This is a genomic window from Paenibacillus sonchi (genome assembly GCF_016772475.1).
GTDB lineage: Bacteria > Bacillota > Bacilli > Paenibacillales > Paenibacillaceae > Paenibacillus_AQ > Paenibacillus_AQ sonchi.
Genome location: NZ_CP068595.1, coordinates 1,118,969 through 1,137,266 on the forward strand (window position 1 = coordinate 1,118,969; position 18,298 = coordinate 1,137,266).

General features: G+C 49.5%; 13 protein-coding genes, 14 tRNA genes, 4 rRNA genes and 2 pseudogenes. 4 read left to right on the forward strand and 29 right to left on the reverse strand.

Annotated features, from left to right (window positions below; genetic code table 11):
• Positions 1–208 precede the first annotated feature (208 nt).
• Both JI735_RS05100 and JI735_RS05105 read left to right on the forward strand, forming a co-directional pair.
• A complete protein-coding gene (locus JI735_RS05100; RefSeq protein ID WP_039833326.1) occupies positions 209–658 on the forward strand; it encodes a transcriptional regulator in 450 nt (149 codons plus the stop codon).
• A 37-nt stretch (positions 659–695) separates the two neighbouring features.
• Positions 696–1,100, forward strand: coding sequence for an ImmA/IrrE family metallo-endopeptidase (locus JI735_RS05105; RefSeq protein ID WP_202677133.1), 405 nt, complete (start codon positions 696–698; stop codon positions 1,098–1,100).
• Between the two features lie 449 nt (positions 1,101–1,549).
• On the opposite strand, the gene JI735_RS05110 is transcribed toward JI735_RS05105, so the two are convergent.
• The 20 genes and pseudogenes from JI735_RS05110 to JI735_RS05205 form a co-directional block, all read right to left on the reverse strand.
• Positions 1,550–1,623, reverse strand: a tRNA-Pro gene (locus tag JI735_RS05110).
• A gap of 15 nt (positions 1,624–1,638) precedes the next feature.
• Positions 1,639–1,712: transfer RNA gene (locus JI735_RS05115), tRNA-Gly, on the reverse strand.
• Positions 1,713–1,724: 12 nt separating this feature from the next.
• Positions 1,725–1,797 (reverse strand) — tRNA-Pro (locus JI735_RS05120).
• Positions 1,798–1,803: 6 nt separating this feature from the next.
• Positions 1,804–1,880, reverse strand: a tRNA-Arg gene (locus JI735_RS05125).
• Positions 1,881–1,893: 13 nt separating this feature from the next.
• Positions 1,894–1,968, reverse strand: a tRNA-Gly gene (locus JI735_RS05130).
• Positions 1,969–1,975: 7 nt separating this feature from the next.
• A tRNA-Leu gene (locus JI735_RS05135) sits at positions 1,976–2,059 on the reverse strand.
• Positions 2,060–2,075: 16 nt separating this feature from the next.
• Positions 2,076–2,148: transfer RNA gene (locus JI735_RS05140), tRNA-Lys, on the reverse strand.
• Positions 2,149–2,153: 5 nt separating this feature from the next.
• A tRNA-Gln gene (locus JI735_RS05145) sits at positions 2,154–2,227 on the reverse strand.
• A gap of 52 nt (positions 2,228–2,279) precedes the next feature.
• Positions 2,280–2,355: transfer RNA gene (locus JI735_RS05150), tRNA-Val, on the reverse strand.
• Between the two features lie 31 nt (positions 2,356–2,386).
• Positions 2,387–2,461 (reverse strand) — tRNA-Glu (locus tag JI735_RS05155).
• 11 nt (positions 2,462–2,472) lie between these two features.
• Positions 2,473–2,548, reverse strand: a tRNA-Thr gene (locus JI735_RS05160).
• Position 2,549: 1 nt separating this feature from the next.
• A tRNA-Asn gene (locus JI735_RS05165) sits at positions 2,550–2,625 on the reverse strand.
• Positions 2,626–2,631: 6 nt separating this feature from the next.
• Positions 2,632–2,748, reverse strand: a 5S ribosomal RNA gene (gene rrf / locus JI735_RS05170).
• Between the two features lie 78 nt (positions 2,749–2,826).
• Positions 2,827–5,874: ribosomal RNA gene (locus JI735_RS05175) — 23S ribosomal RNA — on the reverse strand.
• 199 nt (positions 5,875–6,073) lie between these two features.
• Positions 6,074–6,149: transfer RNA gene (locus JI735_RS05180), tRNA-Ala, on the reverse strand.
• 19 nt (positions 6,150–6,168) lie between these two features.
• Positions 6,169–6,245, reverse strand: a tRNA-Ile gene (locus JI735_RS05185).
• 47 nt (positions 6,246–6,292) lie between these two features.
• Positions 6,293–6,409, reverse strand: a 5S ribosomal RNA gene (rrf, locus tag JI735_RS05190).
• A 122-nt stretch (positions 6,410–6,531) separates the two neighbouring features.
• Positions 6,532–8,090 (reverse strand): 16S ribosomal RNA (locus tag JI735_RS05195).
• The 16S, 23S and 5S rRNA genes sit together here with 14 tRNA genes alongside, the layout of an rRNA operon.
• Before the next feature lie 420 nt (positions 8,091–8,510).
• Positions 8,511–8,741 (reverse strand): hypothetical protein, encoded by a 231-nt coding sequence (locus JI735_RS05200; RefSeq protein ID WP_020427019.1) that lies wholly within the window; start codon positions 8,739–8,741, stop codon positions 8,511–8,513.
• Between the two features lie 253 nt (positions 8,742–8,994).
• A pseudogene (locus tag JI735_RS05205) lies at positions 8,995–9,605 on the reverse strand (stage II sporulation protein M).
• A 107-nt stretch (positions 9,606–9,712) separates the two neighbouring features.
• Here JI735_RS05205 and pdaB point away from each other — a divergent pair.
• The gene (gene pdaB, locus JI735_RS05210) at positions 9,713–10,516 is read left to right on the forward strand and encodes a polysaccharide deacetylase family sporulation protein PdaB (RefSeq protein WP_039832611.1); all 804 of its coding nucleotides are present in this window, start codon (positions 9,713–9,715) and stop codon (positions 10,514–10,516) included.
• Between the two features lie 51 nt (positions 10,517–10,567).
• Here pdaB and JI735_RS36825 read toward each other — a convergent pair whose 3' ends face one another.
• The 3 genes from JI735_RS36825 to JI735_RS05220 all read right to left on the reverse strand — a co-directional run bounded on the left by JI735_RS36825 (position 10,568) and on the right by JI735_RS05220 (position 12,151).
• Positions 10,568–10,963 (reverse strand): polyphosphate kinase 2 family protein, encoded by a 396-nt coding sequence (locus tag JI735_RS36825; RefSeq protein WP_267919161.1) that lies wholly within the window; start codon positions 10,961–10,963, stop codon positions 10,568–10,570.
• A complete protein-coding gene (locus JI735_RS36830; protein ID WP_267919162.1) occupies positions 10,960–11,388 on the reverse strand; it encodes a polyphosphate kinase 2 family protein in 429 nt (142 codons plus the stop codon). The genes JI735_RS36825 and JI735_RS36830 overlap by 4 nt, the downstream gene beginning before the upstream one ends.
• 172 nt (positions 11,389–11,560) lie before the next feature.
• Positions 11,561–12,151, reverse strand: coding sequence for a KinB-signaling pathway activation protein (locus JI735_RS05220; RefSeq protein ID WP_039832615.1), 591 nt, complete (start codon positions 12,149–12,151; stop codon positions 11,561–11,563).
• Between the two features lie 128 nt (positions 12,152–12,279).
• On the opposite strand from JI735_RS05220, the pseudogene gerD reads away from it, so the two are divergent.
• Positions 12,280–12,965, forward strand: a pseudogene (gene gerD, locus JI735_RS05225) (spore germination lipoprotein GerD).
• A 43-nt stretch (positions 12,966–13,008) separates the two neighbouring features.
• On the opposite strand, the gene JI735_RS05230 reads toward gerD, so the two are convergent.
• From JI735_RS05230 to rplM, 6 genes are all read right to left on the reverse strand, one after another.
• Positions 13,009–14,118, reverse strand: a complete 1,110-nt coding sequence (locus JI735_RS05230; RefSeq protein ID WP_039832608.1) for an Mrp/NBP35 family ATP-binding protein — start codon at positions 14,116–14,118, stop codon at positions 13,009–13,011.
• A 90-nt stretch (positions 14,119–14,208) separates the two neighbouring features.
• On the reverse strand, positions 14,209–14,955 hold the full coding sequence (gene cwlD / locus JI735_RS05235) for an N-acetylmuramoyl-L-alanine amidase CwlD (protein ID WP_039832607.1): 747 nt from the start codon (positions 14,953–14,955) through the stop codon (positions 14,209–14,211).
• A 72-nt stretch (positions 14,956–15,027) separates the two neighbouring features.
• A complete protein-coding gene (gene sat, locus JI735_RS05240; RefSeq protein ID WP_039832606.1) occupies positions 15,028–16,203 on the reverse strand; it encodes a sulfate adenylyltransferase in 1,176 nt (391 codons plus the stop codon).
• Between the two features lie 39 nt (positions 16,204–16,242).
• Positions 16,243–16,935: a phosphoadenylyl-sulfate reductase gene (locus JI735_RS05245; protein WP_039832605.1), complete on the reverse strand. Its 693-nt coding sequence runs from the start codon at positions 16,933–16,935 to the stop codon at positions 16,243–16,245.
• Between the two features lie 356 nt (positions 16,936–17,291).
• Positions 17,292–17,684, reverse strand: a complete 393-nt coding sequence (gene rpsI, locus JI735_RS05250; protein WP_020427048.1) for a 30S ribosomal protein S9 — start codon at positions 17,682–17,684, stop codon at positions 17,292–17,294.
• 20 nt (positions 17,685–17,704) lie between these two features.
• Positions 17,705–18,142, reverse strand: a complete 438-nt coding sequence (gene rplM / locus JI735_RS05255) for a 50S ribosomal protein L13 (RefSeq protein WP_020427049.1) — start codon at positions 18,140–18,142, stop codon at positions 17,705–17,707.
• Positions 18,143–18,298 lie beyond the last annotated feature (156 nt).

Genomic DNA, 18,298 nt, shown 5'->3' on the forward strand with positions numbered 1-18,298 from the left:
CTTTTTCAATAATATACCACCTGATTACCAATTCCGTAAAATCCCATATAAGGCCGTTTGTAAGGAAAAAATAGCTATTATCACGATTTATCTTAGACAGACGACTAGTATTACCTTTTGGCATTATTGTTCACTTTATGTTTACCTATTGACAATAATAGCTTATATTATTATTAATAGAGCAATAGGCGATAAGGAGTGATCAACGATGGCAGAAGAATTCGGCAATTATCTGAGACAGCTTCGGGAACATAAAGGGCTGACAATCAATCAACTGGCCTCTCTTGCAGGCATCAGCGGTGCGCAGATCTCCCGGATCGAAAACGGACGGAGAGGGGTGCCGAAACCAGCTACCTTGCGCAAGATCGCAGAGGCTGCTGTTGTACCTTATGAGGAGCTAATGGAACATGCAGGCTATTTATCCGAGGATATGCAGAGCGGTGCTGAGGATAAGGTTCCGGAATGGGCCACAAGTAAGGATAAGCGGGATTTCCGCAAAATGCTGGAGGATGACGGGGAGCTTATGTTTGACGGGATTCCCTTGAATAAAGAAGACAAACAGCGGATTAAAGATGTGCTGACCGGCCTTTTCTGGGATGCCAAGCAGATGAACAAAAGAACTATACCCAAGCACGATTCAAACGGAGGCAAGAGTTGAATAACATCACATACATTATTATGCGCGGGTGAAGAATATGGATGAGATCATCAATAAGTTGATCAAAAAATATAAAACGAACAGCCCCTTCGAGCTCTCCAAAGCACTGGGCATTCATATTCGGTTCATGAACCTTGGACAGAGTACGAAAGGCTTGTATTACCGGAAGCTTAGACGAAGATTTATCGTGATTCATAATGAGCTTCCTTTGGAGTGGCAGCGTTTTGTTTGTGCGCATGAGCTCGGCCATGACCGCCTGCATAAAGGAATCAACCGGTTCTTCCTGGAGGAGAATTCTTATTTTTCACCTGGAAAGCTGGAACGCCAAGCTAATTTATTTGCCATCAAGCTTTTGTCATCGGGGAGTTCACCCGAACTAGAGGAGCCTTTATTGCGCTATTACCTGCGGATTGGCATCCCACCGGAAGTCATCTTTTTTTAGATGAGTAAAGAACGTACGTTCTTTAATAGGCGAAATATGATAATATATACCATTAATTAATATTTCATCGATTTTTATCTGAATTAAAAATACTATCCCTCCCCTCCGCCGCCATTCACAAAATATCGTGGCAGTTTGGATTCCAGTTTTGGATTGCCTGGTGGGCCCTTCATACATCCTCTGACTCTATCAAGAGGAATAAGGTAAACTGGTTTACTCGAGCCATTACTGCTGCTCCCCACACTTTTTCTCCCCCTACCTAGATCTAAATCACCCCTGGCTGGAGCGCAATCCTCCTACATCGTCTATATCATCTCAAGCTTCCAAGATATCCACATGGTTTAGCATTACATAATTTCCGAAACCACAAGAAAAGGAAATCATAATTTCCTAATACAAAAAAACTCTTACAAAAGTAAGAGTTCATTGTCAGCTCACAAGCTGAGTTATCGGGATGACACGATTTGAACATGCGACCCCCTGGTCCCAAACCAGGTGCTCTACCAAGCTGAGCTACATCCCGAAGCGTATAAAATTATGGAGCGGGTGATGGGAATCGAACCCACGCTATCAGCTTGGAAGGCTGAAGTTCTACCATTGAACTACACCCGCACAGGTGTAAAATCGGGATGACACGATTTGAACATGCGACCCCTGGTCCCAAACCAGGTGCTCTACCAAGCTGAGCTACATCCCGTAATAATGGCGCGCCCTGAGAGATTCGAACTCCCGACCTTTTGATTCGTAGTCAAACGCTCTATCCAGCTGAGCTAAGGGCGCAAAATTAAAATTATGGAGCGGACGACGGGAATCGAACCCGCGACCCTCGCCTTGGCAAGGCGATGCTCTACCGCTGAGCCACGTCCGCAAAAACATGGTGCGCGTGAAGGGACTTGAACCCCCACGTCGTAAGACGCCAGATCCTAAGTCTGGTGCGTCTGCCATTCCGCCACACGCGCATGATACTGATAAAAGTGAGCCATGAAGGACTCGAACCTTCGACACCCTGATTAAAAGTCAGGTGCTCTACCAACTGAGCTAATGGCTCCCATTTGGCAGGGGATATAGGATTCGAACCTATGATGACGGAGTCAGAGTCCGTTGCCTTACCGCTTGGCTAATCCCCTATGATGGATACCTATAGTATGCCCACAATCACTTTCAATATGAGAACGATTATGGTGGAGGCTGAGGGGTTCGAACCCCCGACCCTCTGCTTGTAAGGCAGATGCTCTCCCAGCTGAGCTAAGCCTCCATATGTATGGTTGTCCTCAAGGGAAAATAATTGGTGACCCGTATGGGATTCGAACCCATGTTACCTCCGTGAAAGGGAGGTGTCTTAACCCCTTGACCAACGGGCCGTAAAAATTTGTGGAGCTCTCAACCGGATTCGAACCGGTGACCTCTTCCTTACCATGGAAGCACTCTACCTACTGAGCTATGAGAGCATGGCTCCCCGAACAGGACTCGAACCTGTGACAACTCGATTAACAGTCGAGTGCTCTACCAACTGAGCTATCAGGGAATATATGCTTGGCGGCGTCCTACTCTCCCAGGACCCTTCGGTCCAAGTACCATCGGCGCTGGAGGGCTTAACGGTCGTGTTCGGGATGGGTACGCGTGGAACCCCTCCGCTATCGCCACCAAACGGGCATTTACAGCGTAAATGCTTCAGGAATTTGATTCCTGAAAACTGAATCCGAAACGAAAATTGCATTTTAGTTTATTGGATAAGCCCTCGACCGATTAGTATTGGTCAGCTCCACACGTTGCCGTGCTTCCACCTCCAACCTATCTACCTCGTCGTCTTCAAGGGGTCTTACATACTGGGAAATCTCATCTTGAGGGGGGCTTCACGCTTAGATGCTTTCAGCGCTTATCCCGTCCGTACGTAGCTACCCAGCCATGCTCCTGGCGGAACAACTGGTGCACCAGCGGTACGTCCATCCCGGTCCTCTCGTACTAAGGACAGCTCCTCTCAAATTTCCTACGCCCACGACAGATAGGGACCGAACTGTCTCACGACGTTCTGAACCCAGCTCGCGTACCGCTTTAATGGGCGAACAGCCCAACCCTTGGGACCTACTTCAGCCCCAGGATGCGATGAGCCGACATCGAGGTGCCAAACCTCCCCGTCGATGTGGACTCTTGGGGGAGATAAGCCTGTTATCCCCAGGGTAGCTTTTATCCGTTGAGCGATGGCCCTTCCATGCGGTACCACCGGATCACTAAGTCCGACTTTCGTCCCTGCTCGACTTGTAGGTCTCGCAGTCAAGCTCCCTTCTGCCTTTGCACTCTTCGAATGATTTCCAACCATTCTGAGGGAACCTTTGAACGCCTCCGTTACTCTTTAGGAGGCGACCGCCCCAGTCAAACTGCCCGCCTGACACGGTCCCCGTACCCGCTCAGGGTACCAGGTTAGAACCTAGATACGATCAGGGTGGTATCCCAACGGCGCCTCCACCGAAGCTTGCGCTCCGGCTTCTACGGCTCCCACCTATCCTGTACAGATCGTACCCAAATTCAATATCAAGCTGCAGTAAAGCTCCATGGGGTCTTTCCGTCTTGTCGCGGGTAACCTGCATCTTCACAGGTATTAAAATTTCACCGGATCTCTCGTTGAGACAGCGCCCAAGTCGTTACGCCATTCGTGCGGGTCAGAATTTACCTGACAAGGAATTTCGCTACCTTAGGACCGTTATAGTTACGGCCGCCGTTTACTGGGGCTTCGGTTCACAGCTTCGGAGTTGCCTCCTAACCGCTCCCCTTAACCTTCCAGCACCGGGCAGGCGTCAGCCCGTATACTTCGCCTTGCGGCTTCGCACAGACCTGTGTTTTTGCTAAACAGTCGCTTGGGCCTTTTCACTGCGGCCCCCTCGGGCTATTCACCCTACCGAGGCACCCCTTCTCCCGAAGTTACGGGGTCATTTTGCCGAGTTCCTTAACGAGAGTTCTTCCGCGCGCCTTAGAATTCTCTTCTCGCCTACCTGTGTCGGTTTGCGGTACGGGCACCTTCTCCTGGCTAGAGGCTTTTCTTGGCAGTGTGAGATCATGACCTTCGCTACTGTAATTTTCGCTCCCCATCACAGCCCAGCCTTTCGGTGTGCGGATTTGCCTACACACCAGCCTCACTGCTTGGACGGACATCCATCAGTCCGCGTCACTACCCTCCTGCGTCACCCCATCGCTCATAGCGGATTACGGTGGTACAGTAATTTCAAACTGTTGTCCTTCGACTACGCCTGTCGGCCTCGCCTTAGGTCCCGACTTACCCTGAGCGGACGAGCCTTCCTCAGGAAACCTTGGGCTTTCGGCGGATCAGATTCTCACTGATCTTTTCGTTACTCATACCGGCATTCTCACTTGTATGCAGTCCAGCGCTCCTTCCGGTACACCTTCAATCCACATACAACGCTCCCCTACCCCTGGATCGACTTCACTCCAGCTTCGAAGCCTGTGTGTATCCCCTGGAAGCATTTAGCCGCTCATCCCTTGAGATGATTTCCGGCATCAATGTCTAGTTAGATACACACGCCTCAAAGGCGCAGTGAAGTCGATCCAAGCCATAGCTTCGGTGGTGTGTTTAGCCCCGTTACATTTTCGGCGCAGAGTCACTCGACCAGTGAGCTATTACGCACTCTTTCAATGGTGGCTGCTTCTAAGCCAACATCCTGGTTGTCTGTGCAACTCCACATCCTTTCCCACTTAACACACACTTGGGGACCTTAGCTGATGGTCTGGGCTGTTTCCCTTTTGACAATGGATCTTAGCACTCACTGTCTGACTCCCGGCAAGAAGTCCATGGCATTCGGAGTTTGACTGAGCTTGGTAACCCTTGCGGGCCCCGCACCCAATCAGTGCTCTACCTCCACGACTCCATTCACCGAGGCTAGCCCTAAAGCTATTTCGGGGAGAACCAGCTATCTCCGAGTTCGATTGGAATTTCTCCGCTACCCCCACCTCATCCCCGCACTTTTCAACGTACGTGGGTTCGGGCCTCCAGTGCGTGTTACCGCACCTTCACCCTGGACAGGGGTAGATCACACGGTTTCGGGTCTACGTCCACATACTTAGTCGCCCTATTCAGACTCGCTTTCGCTGCGGCTCCGGCTTCTCACCTTAACCTTGCATGTTAAACGTAACTCGCCGGTTCATTCTACAAAAGGCACGCCATCATCCATATAGAGGACTCTGACTTTTTGTAAGCACACGGTTTCAGGTTCTATTTCACTCCCCTTCCGGGGTGCTTTTCACCTTTCCCTCACGGTACTGTTTCACTATCGGTCGCCAGGTAGTATTTAGCCTTAGCAGATGGTCCTGCCGGATTCATACGGGGTTTCACGTGCCCCGCACTACTCGGGATCCGTCTCGGAGGGAACAGGGTTTAGGCTACAGGGCTTTTACCTCTATCGCGGGCCTTTCCAGACCTCTTCGCCTACCCGGTTCCTTTGTAACTCCATGTGAGACGTCCCACAACCCCAAGGAGCAAGCTCCTTGGTTTAGGCTGTTCCGCGTTCGCTCGCCGCTACTGACGGAATCACTATTGTTTTCTCTTCCTCAGGGTACTTAGATGTTTCAGTTCCCCTGGTCTGCCTCTTCACACCCTATGAATTCAGGTGTGAGTGACTGCGAATTACCACAGCCGGGTTTCCCCATTCGGACACCCCCGGATCAAAGCTTGCTTACAGCTCCCCGAGGCAGTTTCGTTGTTCGCCACGTCCTTCGTCGGCTCCTGGCGCCTAGGCATCCTCCGTGTGCTCTTATTAGCTTAACCACGATTTTCTCCGTAGGAGAAATATCGAACATTGAATGAATTCAAAGCTCTTTATTTCCGTTAGGAAAATATCGGTCACTAATAACTATTTCAACTTGTTCACACAAGTTTCAGCTAAAAGATGTTCTAAAACGCATTTTCGTTTCGGTATCCAGTTTTCAAGGATCAAGTTCTTGCATATACTTTTTTGAAACAAGTTTGGTGGAGCCAAGCGGGATCGAACCGCTGACCTCCTGCTTGCAAGGCAGGCGCTCTCCCAGCTGAGCTATGGCCCCAAAAGAATTTAATGTTATATGGTGGGCCTTGGTGGACTCGAACCACCGACCTCACCCTTATCAGAGGTGCGCTCTAACCAACTGAGCTAAAAGCCCATATAACATATATAACATAAGGAAATCAATCAAAGGATTGATTGTCCGCTTGGCGGCGTCCTACTCTCCCAGGACCCTTCGGTCCAAGTACCATCGGCGCTGGAGGGCTTAACGGTCGTGTTCGGGATGGGTACGTGTGGAACCCCTCCGCTATCGCCACCAAACGTATACGAAAGAGACTTGCTCTTTCAAAACTGAACACGAGTGAGTGTTCGAACCCGAGGGTTCTAATGGAAGCAAAGCTTCCGATTTGAATGTTCTCATTGCAGAGAACGATTTTCCATAGAAAGGAGGTGATCCAGCCGCACCTTCCGATACGGCTACCTTGTTACGACTTCACCCCAATCATCTACCCCACCTTCGGCGGCTGGCCCCCTTGCGGGTTACCCCACCGACTTCGGGTGTTGTAAACTCTCGTGGTGTGACGGGCGGTGTGTACAAGACCCGGGAACGTATTCACCGCGGCATGCTGATCCGCGATTACTAGCAATTCCGACTTCATGCAGGCGAGTTGCAGCCTGCAATCCGAACTGAGACCGGCTTTGCTGGGATTGGCTCCACCTCGCGGCTTCGCTTCCCGTTGTACCGGCCATTGTAGTACGTGTGTAGCCCAGGTCATAAGGGGCATGATGATTTGACGTCATCCCCACCTTCCTCCGGTTTGTCACCGGCAGTCACTCTAGAGTGCCCAGCCTTACCTGCTGGCAACTAAAGTCAAGGGTTGCGCTCGTTGCGGGACTTAACCCAACATCTCACGACACGAGCTGACGACAACCATGCACCACCTGTCTCAACTTTCCCCGAAGGGCACCTAATGCATCTCTGCTTCGTTAGTTGGATGTCAAGACCTGGTAAGGTTCTTCGCGTTGCTTCGAATTAAACCACATACTCCACTGCTTGTGCGGGTCCCCGTCAATTCCTTTGAGTTTCAGTCTTGCGACCGTACTCCCCAGGCGGAGTGCTTACTGTGTTAACTTCGGCACCAAGGGTATCGAAACCCCTAACACCTAGCACTCATCGTTTACGGCGTGGACTACCAGGGTATCTAATCCTGTTTGCTCCCCACGCTTTCGCGCCTCAGCGTCAGTTACAGCCCAGAAAGTCGCCTTCGCCACTGGTGTTCCTCCACATCTCTACGCATTTCACCGCTACACGTGGAATTCCACTTTCCTCTTCTGTACTCAAGCTGCCCAGTTTCCAGTGCGACCCCAGGTTGAGCCCAAGGTTTAAACACCAGACTTAAGCAGCCGCCTGCGCGCGCTTTACGCCCAATAATTCCGGACAACGCTTGCCCCCTACGTATTACCGCGGCTGCTGGCACGTAGTTAGCCGGGGCTTTCTTCTCAGGTACCGTCACTCCGGCAGCAGTTACTCTACCGGACGTTCTTCCCTGGCAACAGAGCTTTACGATCCGAAAACCTTCATCACTCACGCGGCGTTGCTCCGTCAGGCTTTCGCCCATTGCGGAAGATTCCCTACTGCTGCCTCCCGTAGGAGTCTGGGCCGTGTCTCAGTCCCAGTGTGGCCGTTCACCCTCTCAGGTCGGCTACGCATCGTCGCCTTGGTAGGCCGTTACCCCACCAACTAGCTAATGCGCCGCAGGCCCATCCTCTAGCAGCAGATTGCTCCGCCTTTCATCCCTAACCCAGGTGGGTCAAGGAATTATCCGGTATTAGCTACCGTTTCCGGTAGTTATCCCAGTCTAGAGGGTAGGTTGCCTACGTGTTACTCACCCGTCCGCCGCTAAGTTAATCAGGAGCAAGCTCCTTCATAACTCCGCTCGACTTGCATGTATTAGGCACGCCGCCAGCGTTCGTCCTGAGCCAGGATCAAACTCTCCAATAAGGTTTTTTCGAGCGACTACTTCCCTGAATTGCTTCAAGAAAATAACCATCCGAAATGTTATTAAAAGAGCGATAGCTCATTTTGAAACATCTGACGAGAATTTGCATTCTCTGATGAAATCTCTAAAGCGTGAAACACGCTGTGAAACTCATCTCTTTTGGATCTCACATGCGTGAAATCCCACTCACTCGTTGTTCAGTTTTCAAAGATCAATGTCTTTTTCATTCATCGTCGCTTGTCAGCGGCGACCTTTATAATATATCACAGCGTATATGCATTTGGCAAGCGTTTTTTTTGAAAAAAGTTTTTTTCAACTTTGCCTGCCATTTGCCGCTCTCCAAAACATTGAAAAGGAGCGCAAGATATAATGTATCACAGCGGCTCCCTTTTAGTCAACCTATTTAATTAAAATCAAAGGTTCTAATGTTTAGACTGGGAATAACGTCCTCCCCATGCATACTTGGACAGCTCCTTCTGCGGTGCAAACCGTGCATACATCCGAAATACAGTCTTATATCGATTGGCAATAGCATGCCTGATATTGTGGTCCAAGCGCTGATCACTTAAATCAAGGAGCATTTCATCAAGCTCTTTACGCAAAACATAGTCCAGCTCCTTGCATTCCTTCTCGTTGAACAACATTCCCAACATATGCTTGGCCTCCTTCATGAAATTAAGTCCAACAAAATCCGTAAGCGCCGTTGCTTGTGCAATTGAAGATAGTCCATTGGAGGGGAAGAGAGGGTTTATATATCCACTTAAACTAGATTAACCGGAGCGTCGTGTCTGTAACCATAATTATAAAAAAATTCCTTATGGCTTTCTCCGAAATCCCCGCATGTGTTCCTCCCCGGCAAAACCCAAAATCGGATGCCTTTAATGTTATGCTCATTTCTGTGGAATTTTATGATAAAAGTGAAAATGTAATTGTGCTCTCAATGATGGCCGCTACGAATAACAGGATCACTATCCATATGGAGGCTCTTAAGGTTTGGCGCATAAAGGCCGGCCACGCCCCGCTTCTCTTTTCTCTTGCAGCAGCTGAACTGAATAGATCGGAGATTACATTCCAGCCAAACTGCAAACCAAAGGCACAGGCGATGATGATGGCCGGAATTTCAATAATGCCGTGGGGAGCAGTCCTTTGACAATAAGGTCAAACAAATCCATGCCCTGCATGGCCGAGATATGAATCAGATAGCCGATTACGCCGCCATTAATCAATAAAAACAATGCAGGCAGGATGCCAAAAATAGCACCCAGGAAGATTATGAGCACGCCTTTGATGCTGTTGTTCAGAAATATAAATTGAAAAAAGCTCCACTGCGGATGTGCGGATTCCTTGAGGCTACCGCTGATTTTACTTAAACTCTCCAACTGACCGGAAAGCAGCTTTTGCAGACTGCCGGTGCCAATCCAGCCTATAACTCCTCCCGCCACAAATAATAAAAGTGCGAACAATAAGGCCTTGCGGATGGTGGATAAATCTTTGGCGAAAGCGGGAAAAGATAGCATAATTACCTCCTAAAAGTATGTTGGACATATCTACGGTCATAAGCGCCCTGTACGAGCATACATTTAGAACAAACAAGCATTTCGCATGGGAGAGGAGCGCTGACATTATGAATTCTTTTTATGTATTCAGCGGCAAAAAGATAAAACGGTTCATTTATATCTTTGCCGCTGCGCTTCTTGCTGCCGGTGTCGTCTATGTCGAGAGAGGGAATATTACCGTTTTTTCGGAAACGGCCCCTTCCGCCATTTACAGTGTGCCGACGGAAAAGAAGCTCATCGCCTTAACGTTTGACATCAGCTGGGGAGAGAAACGGCCCGGACCGATTCTGAAGGTGCTCGAAGATAAAAAGGTAGATAAAGCGACCTTCTTCCTCTCTTCCCCCTGGAGCAAGACGCATCAGGAAATCGTTACAAGCATTAAAGACGCAGGCTACGAAATCGGCAGCCACGGCCACAAGCATGTGAACTACAGTGCCTTAAGCAATGAAGAAATAAAAAACCAAATCACCACAGCCCATACTGTATTGACGGAGCTAACCGGGAAAGAGCCAAATTTGATCCGGATGCCGAATGGTGATTTTGACAAAAGAGTGCTTCAGGTGGCAACCGATCTGGGCTACAAGGTCATTCAGTGGGATACTGACTCGCTGGATTGGAAAAACATCGGCGTGGACAATATCGTAAGAAGAGTGACCAGCAAGGCGCATCCCGGTGATATTGTGCTTTTGCATGCCAGTGATTCCTGCAAGCAGACCCATGAGGCCCTTCCTCAGATTATCGATAATCTGCGCAGCCAGGGTTATGAATTTGTCACTGTCTCCGAACTAATCAGCCAGGGCAGTGCTGAAGGCAAAGAAGTCCGGGATTCCGCCATGTTAAATGATGGTTTGGAGGATGCCGCCGGGATGTAGAAATCAAGGTGGTATCGCAGTGCTCCTGGTACAGATGCGGGCCAACAGTTATTAATGTCTTGGAGAGATGAGCTGCGAAATATCGGGTGTGGGGGTATCCAGTTTCGGGTAGCTCAGATCCAAGCCCTCCAGGGTTTTGACAACAATGGCTAAAGCCAGGTAATTGCGGTACCACCGGTGATTGGCCGGAATCCAATACCAGGGTGCGGTATCTATACTGGTTTCCTTGAAGACATCACCATAGGCTGCCTGATAATCATCCCAATACTGCCGCTCCTGCAGATCACTGGCATCAAATTTCCAGTGTTTGGCCGGGTCGTGCAGCCGCTCCTGGATCTTCTCAAGCTGCTTATCTTTGGAAATATGCAAAAAGAGCTTAATGATGGTTGTGCCTTCTTCGGCCAGCATAGCTTCAAACTCGCGAATGTAGCGGAAGCGGCGCTTCATTTCTTCTTTTTCAAATCTCCATGCACACGCGGCACTAGAACATCCTCATAGTGCGACCGGTTGAACGCGGCGATGTATCCCTTGGGCGGCGTCTTCATATGCACTCTCCACAGAAAGTCGTGAGCCTCTTCCTCCAGAGAAGGTTTCTTAAAGCTGGTGACCATGAACCCTTGAGGATTAATGCCGGAGAAAATGTGCTTGACCGTGCCATCCTTTCCGCTGGAGTCCATTCCTTGAAGAATGACTAGCAGGGAATGCTTTTTCTGGGCAAAAAGGACATCCTGGAGTTCAGCAAGACGCTCTTTGAGCTTTGCCGTTTTGGCTTCTGCCTCTTCCTTGGATTTGAAGTCCCCGCTCTCGTCGGGGTCGAGTTTTTTCAGGACAGATTCATTTGTGTCTTTTATCATATAGCGCTTGATGTTCATATATTCCCTCCTAGTCGTCTCAACCGTTTTTTAGTTATGTAACTGTTCTTAAAGATTAACCTGATGCTCCCGATTCTAATCGGATTAAGCTTCGGACCAACGCCGTCCTGCTTATATTTTCAACAAAACCCCGACTTCTCAAGACTGAGGACCGGGGTTTATTGGCTGCAGCTTATGCGGATATCGGCTTCAGGATACGGTGCAGCATCAGAATTTGGAATGCATTGCAGGCAACCAGCGGAATCACAATAAATACAGTGGCACTGTCCACCCCAATCTGAAGTACACCAATGATCTCAACGATGGTGATGGCTGTCATAAAGAAAAATGTCGGAATCCAGGCTGTGAGGTTCGTGCTCCGCACTTTGAAATAAGCAACAATAAGGGCAGTAAGCAGAATGCCGATGCCTAAAAGCCAATCGGAGGAAACATCCCGTCCGCTCCCAACAAAGGTACGCAGAAAAATCAGCTCAAGCAGTGCAAGTACAGCCAAAACTAACTGAACGTATTGCCAAACCCTCCGCGGGAACACCCCGATTCCCATGTAGTTCAGAATCAGATACGCAAAAAACCCCAGTTGGGCGTAAACGCTCACAAGCATACCGTAGCCAAGGAGAATCAAAGGGTAGATCAAAGTGTCGGCTGTGCTTTTAAAATGAATGGTGCCGTTTACGGTCTGCAGTGCCAACCCGGCAATGACTGCCCCTCCAGCCCCGATCAAGAGCGTCGTCCAGAATAAAAAAAACCATTTCTTTATATTCAGCCTGTTCACCTCCCACATGTCAGATTTATTTTACCAAGCTTACCGACAAAAAACCATTGCCAGGCAACATAAAAGCTTGTCTCTGCGGCATACTACATGCAGGAATCCCATAAAGGAGGGCAGCGCCAATGAAGTGGAGGACTTTGTGGACTGGAAGCTTGGTGCTTAGCATGGTTATGGCCTTAACGGCATGTGGAAGCGAACAGAGCGGTTCCTCTTCCGGACAAGTCAGTTACAAGGAAATGAAGACCATGGTTGTAGATATATTGAAAAGCGAAGAGGGAAAAAAAGCGGTCGAGGAGGCTCTGTCCACCCCAAGCTCCGGCTCTGAAGGAACCAGCACCAGCGGATTAAGCATGAAAATGATGCCGCTGCAAACCACTGAGCAAATCCGCGTCGCGGTAAAGGACACAATTACAGCACCGGAGTACCAGAAGGAAATTGAAAAAATCATGACCGATCCGAAGTTCGCAGGTGACTTTGCCAAAGCGGTCAATTCACAAAGCAAGGAGCTTCACCTTCAGCTAATCAAAGATCCAACATACCAAAAGTCAGTCGCCGAAATCATGAAATCACCTGAAATGATGAAGATGTTCCTTGATCTTACCAAAACCTCCGATTACCGCAAGCAATCCATGACCATCATGCAGGAAGCCATGCAGAATCCATTGTTCCGCATGGAGGTGCTCGATCTTCTGAAGACTGTGGTCCAGGACGAACTGCAGCCTAAGGTAGAAAAAAGGGGGCGGGTAAAGAAGGAGAGGACAAGGGCAGCGGCGGAAGTAAACAAGGCGGCGATGATTCAGGTTCCTAAGACAAAAGAGGCCCTCCCGGTAAAGGGAACGGCCTCTTTTGGTTTACTGCTCATTGTTGGCAATCAGCTTGTCAGCAATTTCAGCGAACAGCTGCGCCGTTGCGGTCTCCGCCTTATATACTGACGGCGAGAAGTCCGGCTCGGAAATATGATTATCCGGTGCACCCAGAGGTATTTGGGCAAGCAGCTCCGTGTGCAGGGTTTCCGCCAGTCTTGCTCCGCCTCCCCGGCCGAAGATATAATCCTTCTTTCCGCAGGACGAACACTCGTAATAAGCCATATTCTCAATGACTCCAAGGACCTCATGATCGGTCTGCAGGGCCATTGAGCCCGCTCGGGCCGCCACAAAGGCTGCTGTCGCATGAGGGGTGGTAACAATGATCTCCTTACTGTGCGGAAGCATCTGATGGACATCAAGTGCCACATCGCCTGTACCTGGGGGCAGATCGAGGAGCATATAGTCAAGCTCACCCCAGCCGACATCGCTGAAGAACTGGCGGAGCATTTTGCCAAGCATTGGCCCGCGCCAGATCACGGGGCTATTCTCGCGGATAAAAAAGCCCATAGACATGACTTTTACTCCGAAACGTTCTACAGGAATAATCGTTCCTTCTTCCACGATCGGTCCTTCTTCAATTCCCATCATATCCGGAATGCTGAAGCCGTAGATATCCGCATCAATCAGTCCGACTTTTTTGCCTTTCCGGGCCAGTGCGACCGCCAGATTAACGGTTACAGTAGACTTGCCTACTCCGCCTTTGCCGCTGGCAATCGCGATGAAGTTCACTCCTGAATCCTTATTGATCAGCTCGTGCCCCTCAAGGCCCGCTGCGTGTCCTTTGAGCGCCCCGCCCTGTTCCGGCTCCGGCTTGTCCTCCGTGCTCTCTCCGCGAAGGATAGAGCGCTCATAATCGGTTGCATCACGCAGCCGGATATGAATATTGCCCGCGCCTCCTTCTGTCAGCAGATCACGAACCTTCTGCTCGAGCTCCATACGGCTTTTCTCATCGGTATCCAGACATACGAGCGATAGGGATATCCGGTCTTCCTTGACCATGATATCGCGAATCAGCTGCAATTCAATAAGGCTTTTTCCGGATTCCGGGTCAGTAAGCGGCTGCAATAGTTCCTGAATTTGTTCCCTGGTCAGCATGGAAAGCACCTCTATTTTCTCTCCGGACGGGTAAGGTTCCGGTATTTTGGATCTATTATAACATTACCCTTCCGCAAAACGTAGTAACGGCTAAGGCTGTTCCGAGGCGTACCGCAAAATCCCGCGGTAGATGCTGGTGGCCACCTTCCGCTGGTAGACATCGTCTCCAAGCAGCGCCGACTCCTGTGGATGGGACAGGAAGCCAACCTCCACAAGCACAGCAGGCATTTTCAAAGCTTTCAGCAAATATACAGTATTTACAGTCTTGGCTATCCGGTCGGTATTCTCAAGTGTCGCTTTCAGCTCAGCCTGCACAAAACCCGCTAAAGCCTTGTTGCCTGTGTTATTCGGGTAATAGAAGGTCTGGGCACCGCTCCAGCGTCCTGAAGGCACACTGTTCATATGCACACTTACAAACAAATCTGCCCTCTTCTCTTCAATGCTTCTTACCCGTTGCTTCAGGTCTTCTGTTTTCCGTTTGGAGTAGCCCTTCGTATCCTGCTGGGCCAGGTCGTAATCCCCTTCACGGGTCATAACCACTATCGCTCCCGCCTGCTGCAGGTAATCCCGCAAATATAGAGAAACCGAAAGGTTAATATCCTTCTCAATCAGGCCCTCCCGGCTGACCGCTCCCCCATCAGGGCCCCCATGCCCGGCATCAATGGCAATGACTTTGCCCGACAGCGGCAGACTCCAGTAATTCAGTGTTTTGGCGGTTGGCATATCATAGGCAATAATCCCGATCATCACCGCCAGCAGGACAGCACCAAGCATGCCTTTTTTAATGCTGCTCCACGAGATCCAGACCGAGACTTTCCCCTGCTTTCGGCCAGACATAACAAAGACCCCCTCGTCCCGATAGATTCTACTCATCTATATGGGACAAGAGGGCCAAATAGTACTGGCTATTTAGGATTGGGCGGTGACTTCTACAGACATTCCCTCGATGAGAATCTCTGCTACTTCAGGACGCGTAAACTCCGGTGGCGGACACTTGCCATCCCGCAGAAGTCCCCGGACCTTGGTGCCTGAAAGCGTCAAATGCTGATCCCCCGGATGCGGACAGGTTTTGCTTGAAGCCATATTTCCGCATTTTACACAGAAGAAGCTGTGTTCAAAAAACAGAGGAGTGATTCCCAGCTCATCCGCCGTGAAATTCGAGAAAATCTCTTGAGCTTCGTAGGTGCCATAGTAGTCACCCACCCCCGCATGATCGCGGCCGACAATAAAATGGGTGCAGCCGTAATTTTTACGCACCATCGCATGAAAGATCGCTTCCCGCGGTCCGGCATAGCGCATGGCAGCGGGGAACACGCCTAGAAAGGTGCGGTCCTTCGGATAATAGTTCTCCAACAAAGCAAGATAGCTCTTCATGCGTACATCCGCCGGCACATCATCAGACTTCGTCTCCCCCACCAAAGGATTAAGAAATAACGCATCCACAACCTCCATAGCGCATTTCTGAATGTACTCATGAGCGCGGTGCACCGGATTGCGGGTCTGAAAGCCTACAACGGTTCTCCAGCCTTTCTCAGCAAAGATTTGCCGTGTCTCTGCGGGATCGAAGTAAAACTCTTTGAACTTCTCAGGCGCAGGACGGTTCAGAACAGTAATAGGTCCTCCAACATAGGTTGACGCCCTAGCCAGTAATTTGCTCACGCCAGGGTGTGCAGGGTCCGTCGTTTTGAACACATTCTGCGCCTCAAACTGCTGATCCGCCTCATAAATACTCTCAATATCAAGCAGTCCATAAATAACCCCGTCTTCCGCACCGATCAGCGACACTCTGTCGCCCACGGCAAGTCCGGAAGCCACTTCATCCTCGACAGACAACGTAACCGGGATGCTCCATACCGTGCCGTCAGCAAGACGCATGCTTTTGACAACAGAGTGGTAGTCTTCTTCATTCAGAAAGCCGGTAAGCGGCGAAAATGCACCGACCCCGATTAAATCCAAATCCGATAAAGTCCAGGTATTCACGGGTATTGATTTGTAACCTGAAGCCTGCTGAAGCAGTTCTTCTCTCTGTGCGCCTTCAGCTACACGTCTAATCAGTGTTCCTCCATGAGGAAGTATCGAAGTCATTTATGCGCTCTCTCCTTCTGTGCAATTCAAATTCTGTCCTTATTTATGCAGTCCGCATTCTGTTTTATCCGAACCTGACCATCTGCCCGCACGCGGATCTTCACCCGGCATAACCGCCCGTGTGCATTGTTCGCACCCAATACTCGGGAAATTGCGATCATGCAGCGGGTTGTAAACGACATCGTTCTCACGGATATAATTCCAGACATCCTCGGAAGTCCAGTTGGCAATCGGATTAAACTTAACAAGACCGAACTTATTGTCGTATTCGACTTTTTTGGCATTGGCGCGGGTTGGTGCCTGGTCACGGCGGATTCCTGTAATCCAGGCATCATACTGCGACAAAATCCGGGTAAGCGGCTCTACCTTGCGGATTGCGCAGCATTGATTGGGGTCGGTGCTCCACAGCGCCTCGCCGTATTGAACGGCTTGCTCTGCCGGCGTAATCTGCGGCGATACACGAACAAATTCCATACCGTATTTATCGGCCATTATATCTCTGGTCTCATACGTTTCTTTAAAATGAAAATCCGTATCCAAATAAAAAACATCTGTGGACGGACTAACCTTCTGAAGCATGTCTACCAGCACTACATCTTCGGCACCGAAGCTGCAGGCAAAGGTTATATTAGGAAAAGTCTCTACGGCCCAGCGGATGATTTCCTCCGGTGTTGCATGTTCCAATTCTTCGGCCTTTACTCTGATTAAATCTTCTTTCTCCAATAAGTTCATTATTATATTCCTCCATCCTGGTATTCCACATAACAAACAAATCCGCTAATTCCAACTAATCTTATATGGAATAGTATAAGACATTCAGAGCTGAAGTCAATAGTTTTATCCATTTTGGGTGAAAGTTGTGTACAGAGTTTGAGCGCCACCGATTCCAGTTGTTTCGGAATAAAAAAGTACCCCGCCGGCAATCCGGCAGGGCCAATGTAGGCATGAATGATTATGATACATACTAACTCGGGATATCTGTAGTGTAAGGGAGAAATGTTTTTGGAGTATTTTGGGGAATGGCGGTTTTCTTAAAAATTAACAAAGCCCCTGGCCCAAAGGGCCAGAGGCTTAATATACAAGAGATCTTAACGTTTCGAGAACTGAGGCGCACGACGTGCAGCCTTAAGGCCGTATTTCTTACGTTCCTTCATGCGTGGGTCACGAGTCAGGAATCCGGCTTTCTTCAAAGATCCACGGTATTCAGGATCAACTTTCAGCAAGGCACGGGCGATCCCGTGACGGATTGCTCCGGCTTGACCCGAAATGCCGCCACCGTGAGCAAGAACGATTACATCGTAGTTGCCCAGTGTTTCAGTCAGGTTCAAAGGTTGTTTTACGATCATCTTCAATGTTTCCACACCGAAATATTCGTCCATCTCGCGTTTGTTAATGACAATGCGTCCTTCACCCGGTACAAGGCGAACACGTGCTACCGAATGTTTACGACGACCTGTCCCATAGTATTGTACTTGTGCCATGAAACTGTCCTCCTCTATTCTTATCCGCGAAGTTCGTAAACTTCAGGTTTTTGTGCTGCATGTGGATGCTCGGCGCCTGCATATACTTTGAGTCTCAGCTTCATGTGATCCCCTTGGCGAGTCTTAGGAATCATACCGTGTACGGCGGATTCAATGACACGTTCAGGTTTTGTTTTCAGCAGGTCCTCAGCAACAGTAACTTTCAAGCCGCCTGGGTGCATCGAGTGACGGTAGTATTTCTTATTTTGCAATTTCTTGCCGGTCAGGTGAATCTTCTCAGCGTTGATAACAATTACGAAATCTCCCGTATCAACATGTGGAGTGAATTGCGGTTTGTGTTTGCCACGGATCAAAGCAGCGGCTTCGCTGGCCAAACGACCAAGTGTTTTGCCTTCGGCATCAATAATGTGCCAATTGCGTTCAACTTCGTTCGGCTTCGCCATATAGGTGGTACGCATGAATGTTTCCTCCTTGTTCTCGTACGAAAATCATCTGTTTCGTATATCTAAGTTCTCATTAAATTACGATTATGTGAGTTAAAAAAAGCTTGGTTTTGGCATTTCCTTGATCGGGGCTGTGGGATAGCCATCAAGAAAACACAACTTTTATATTAC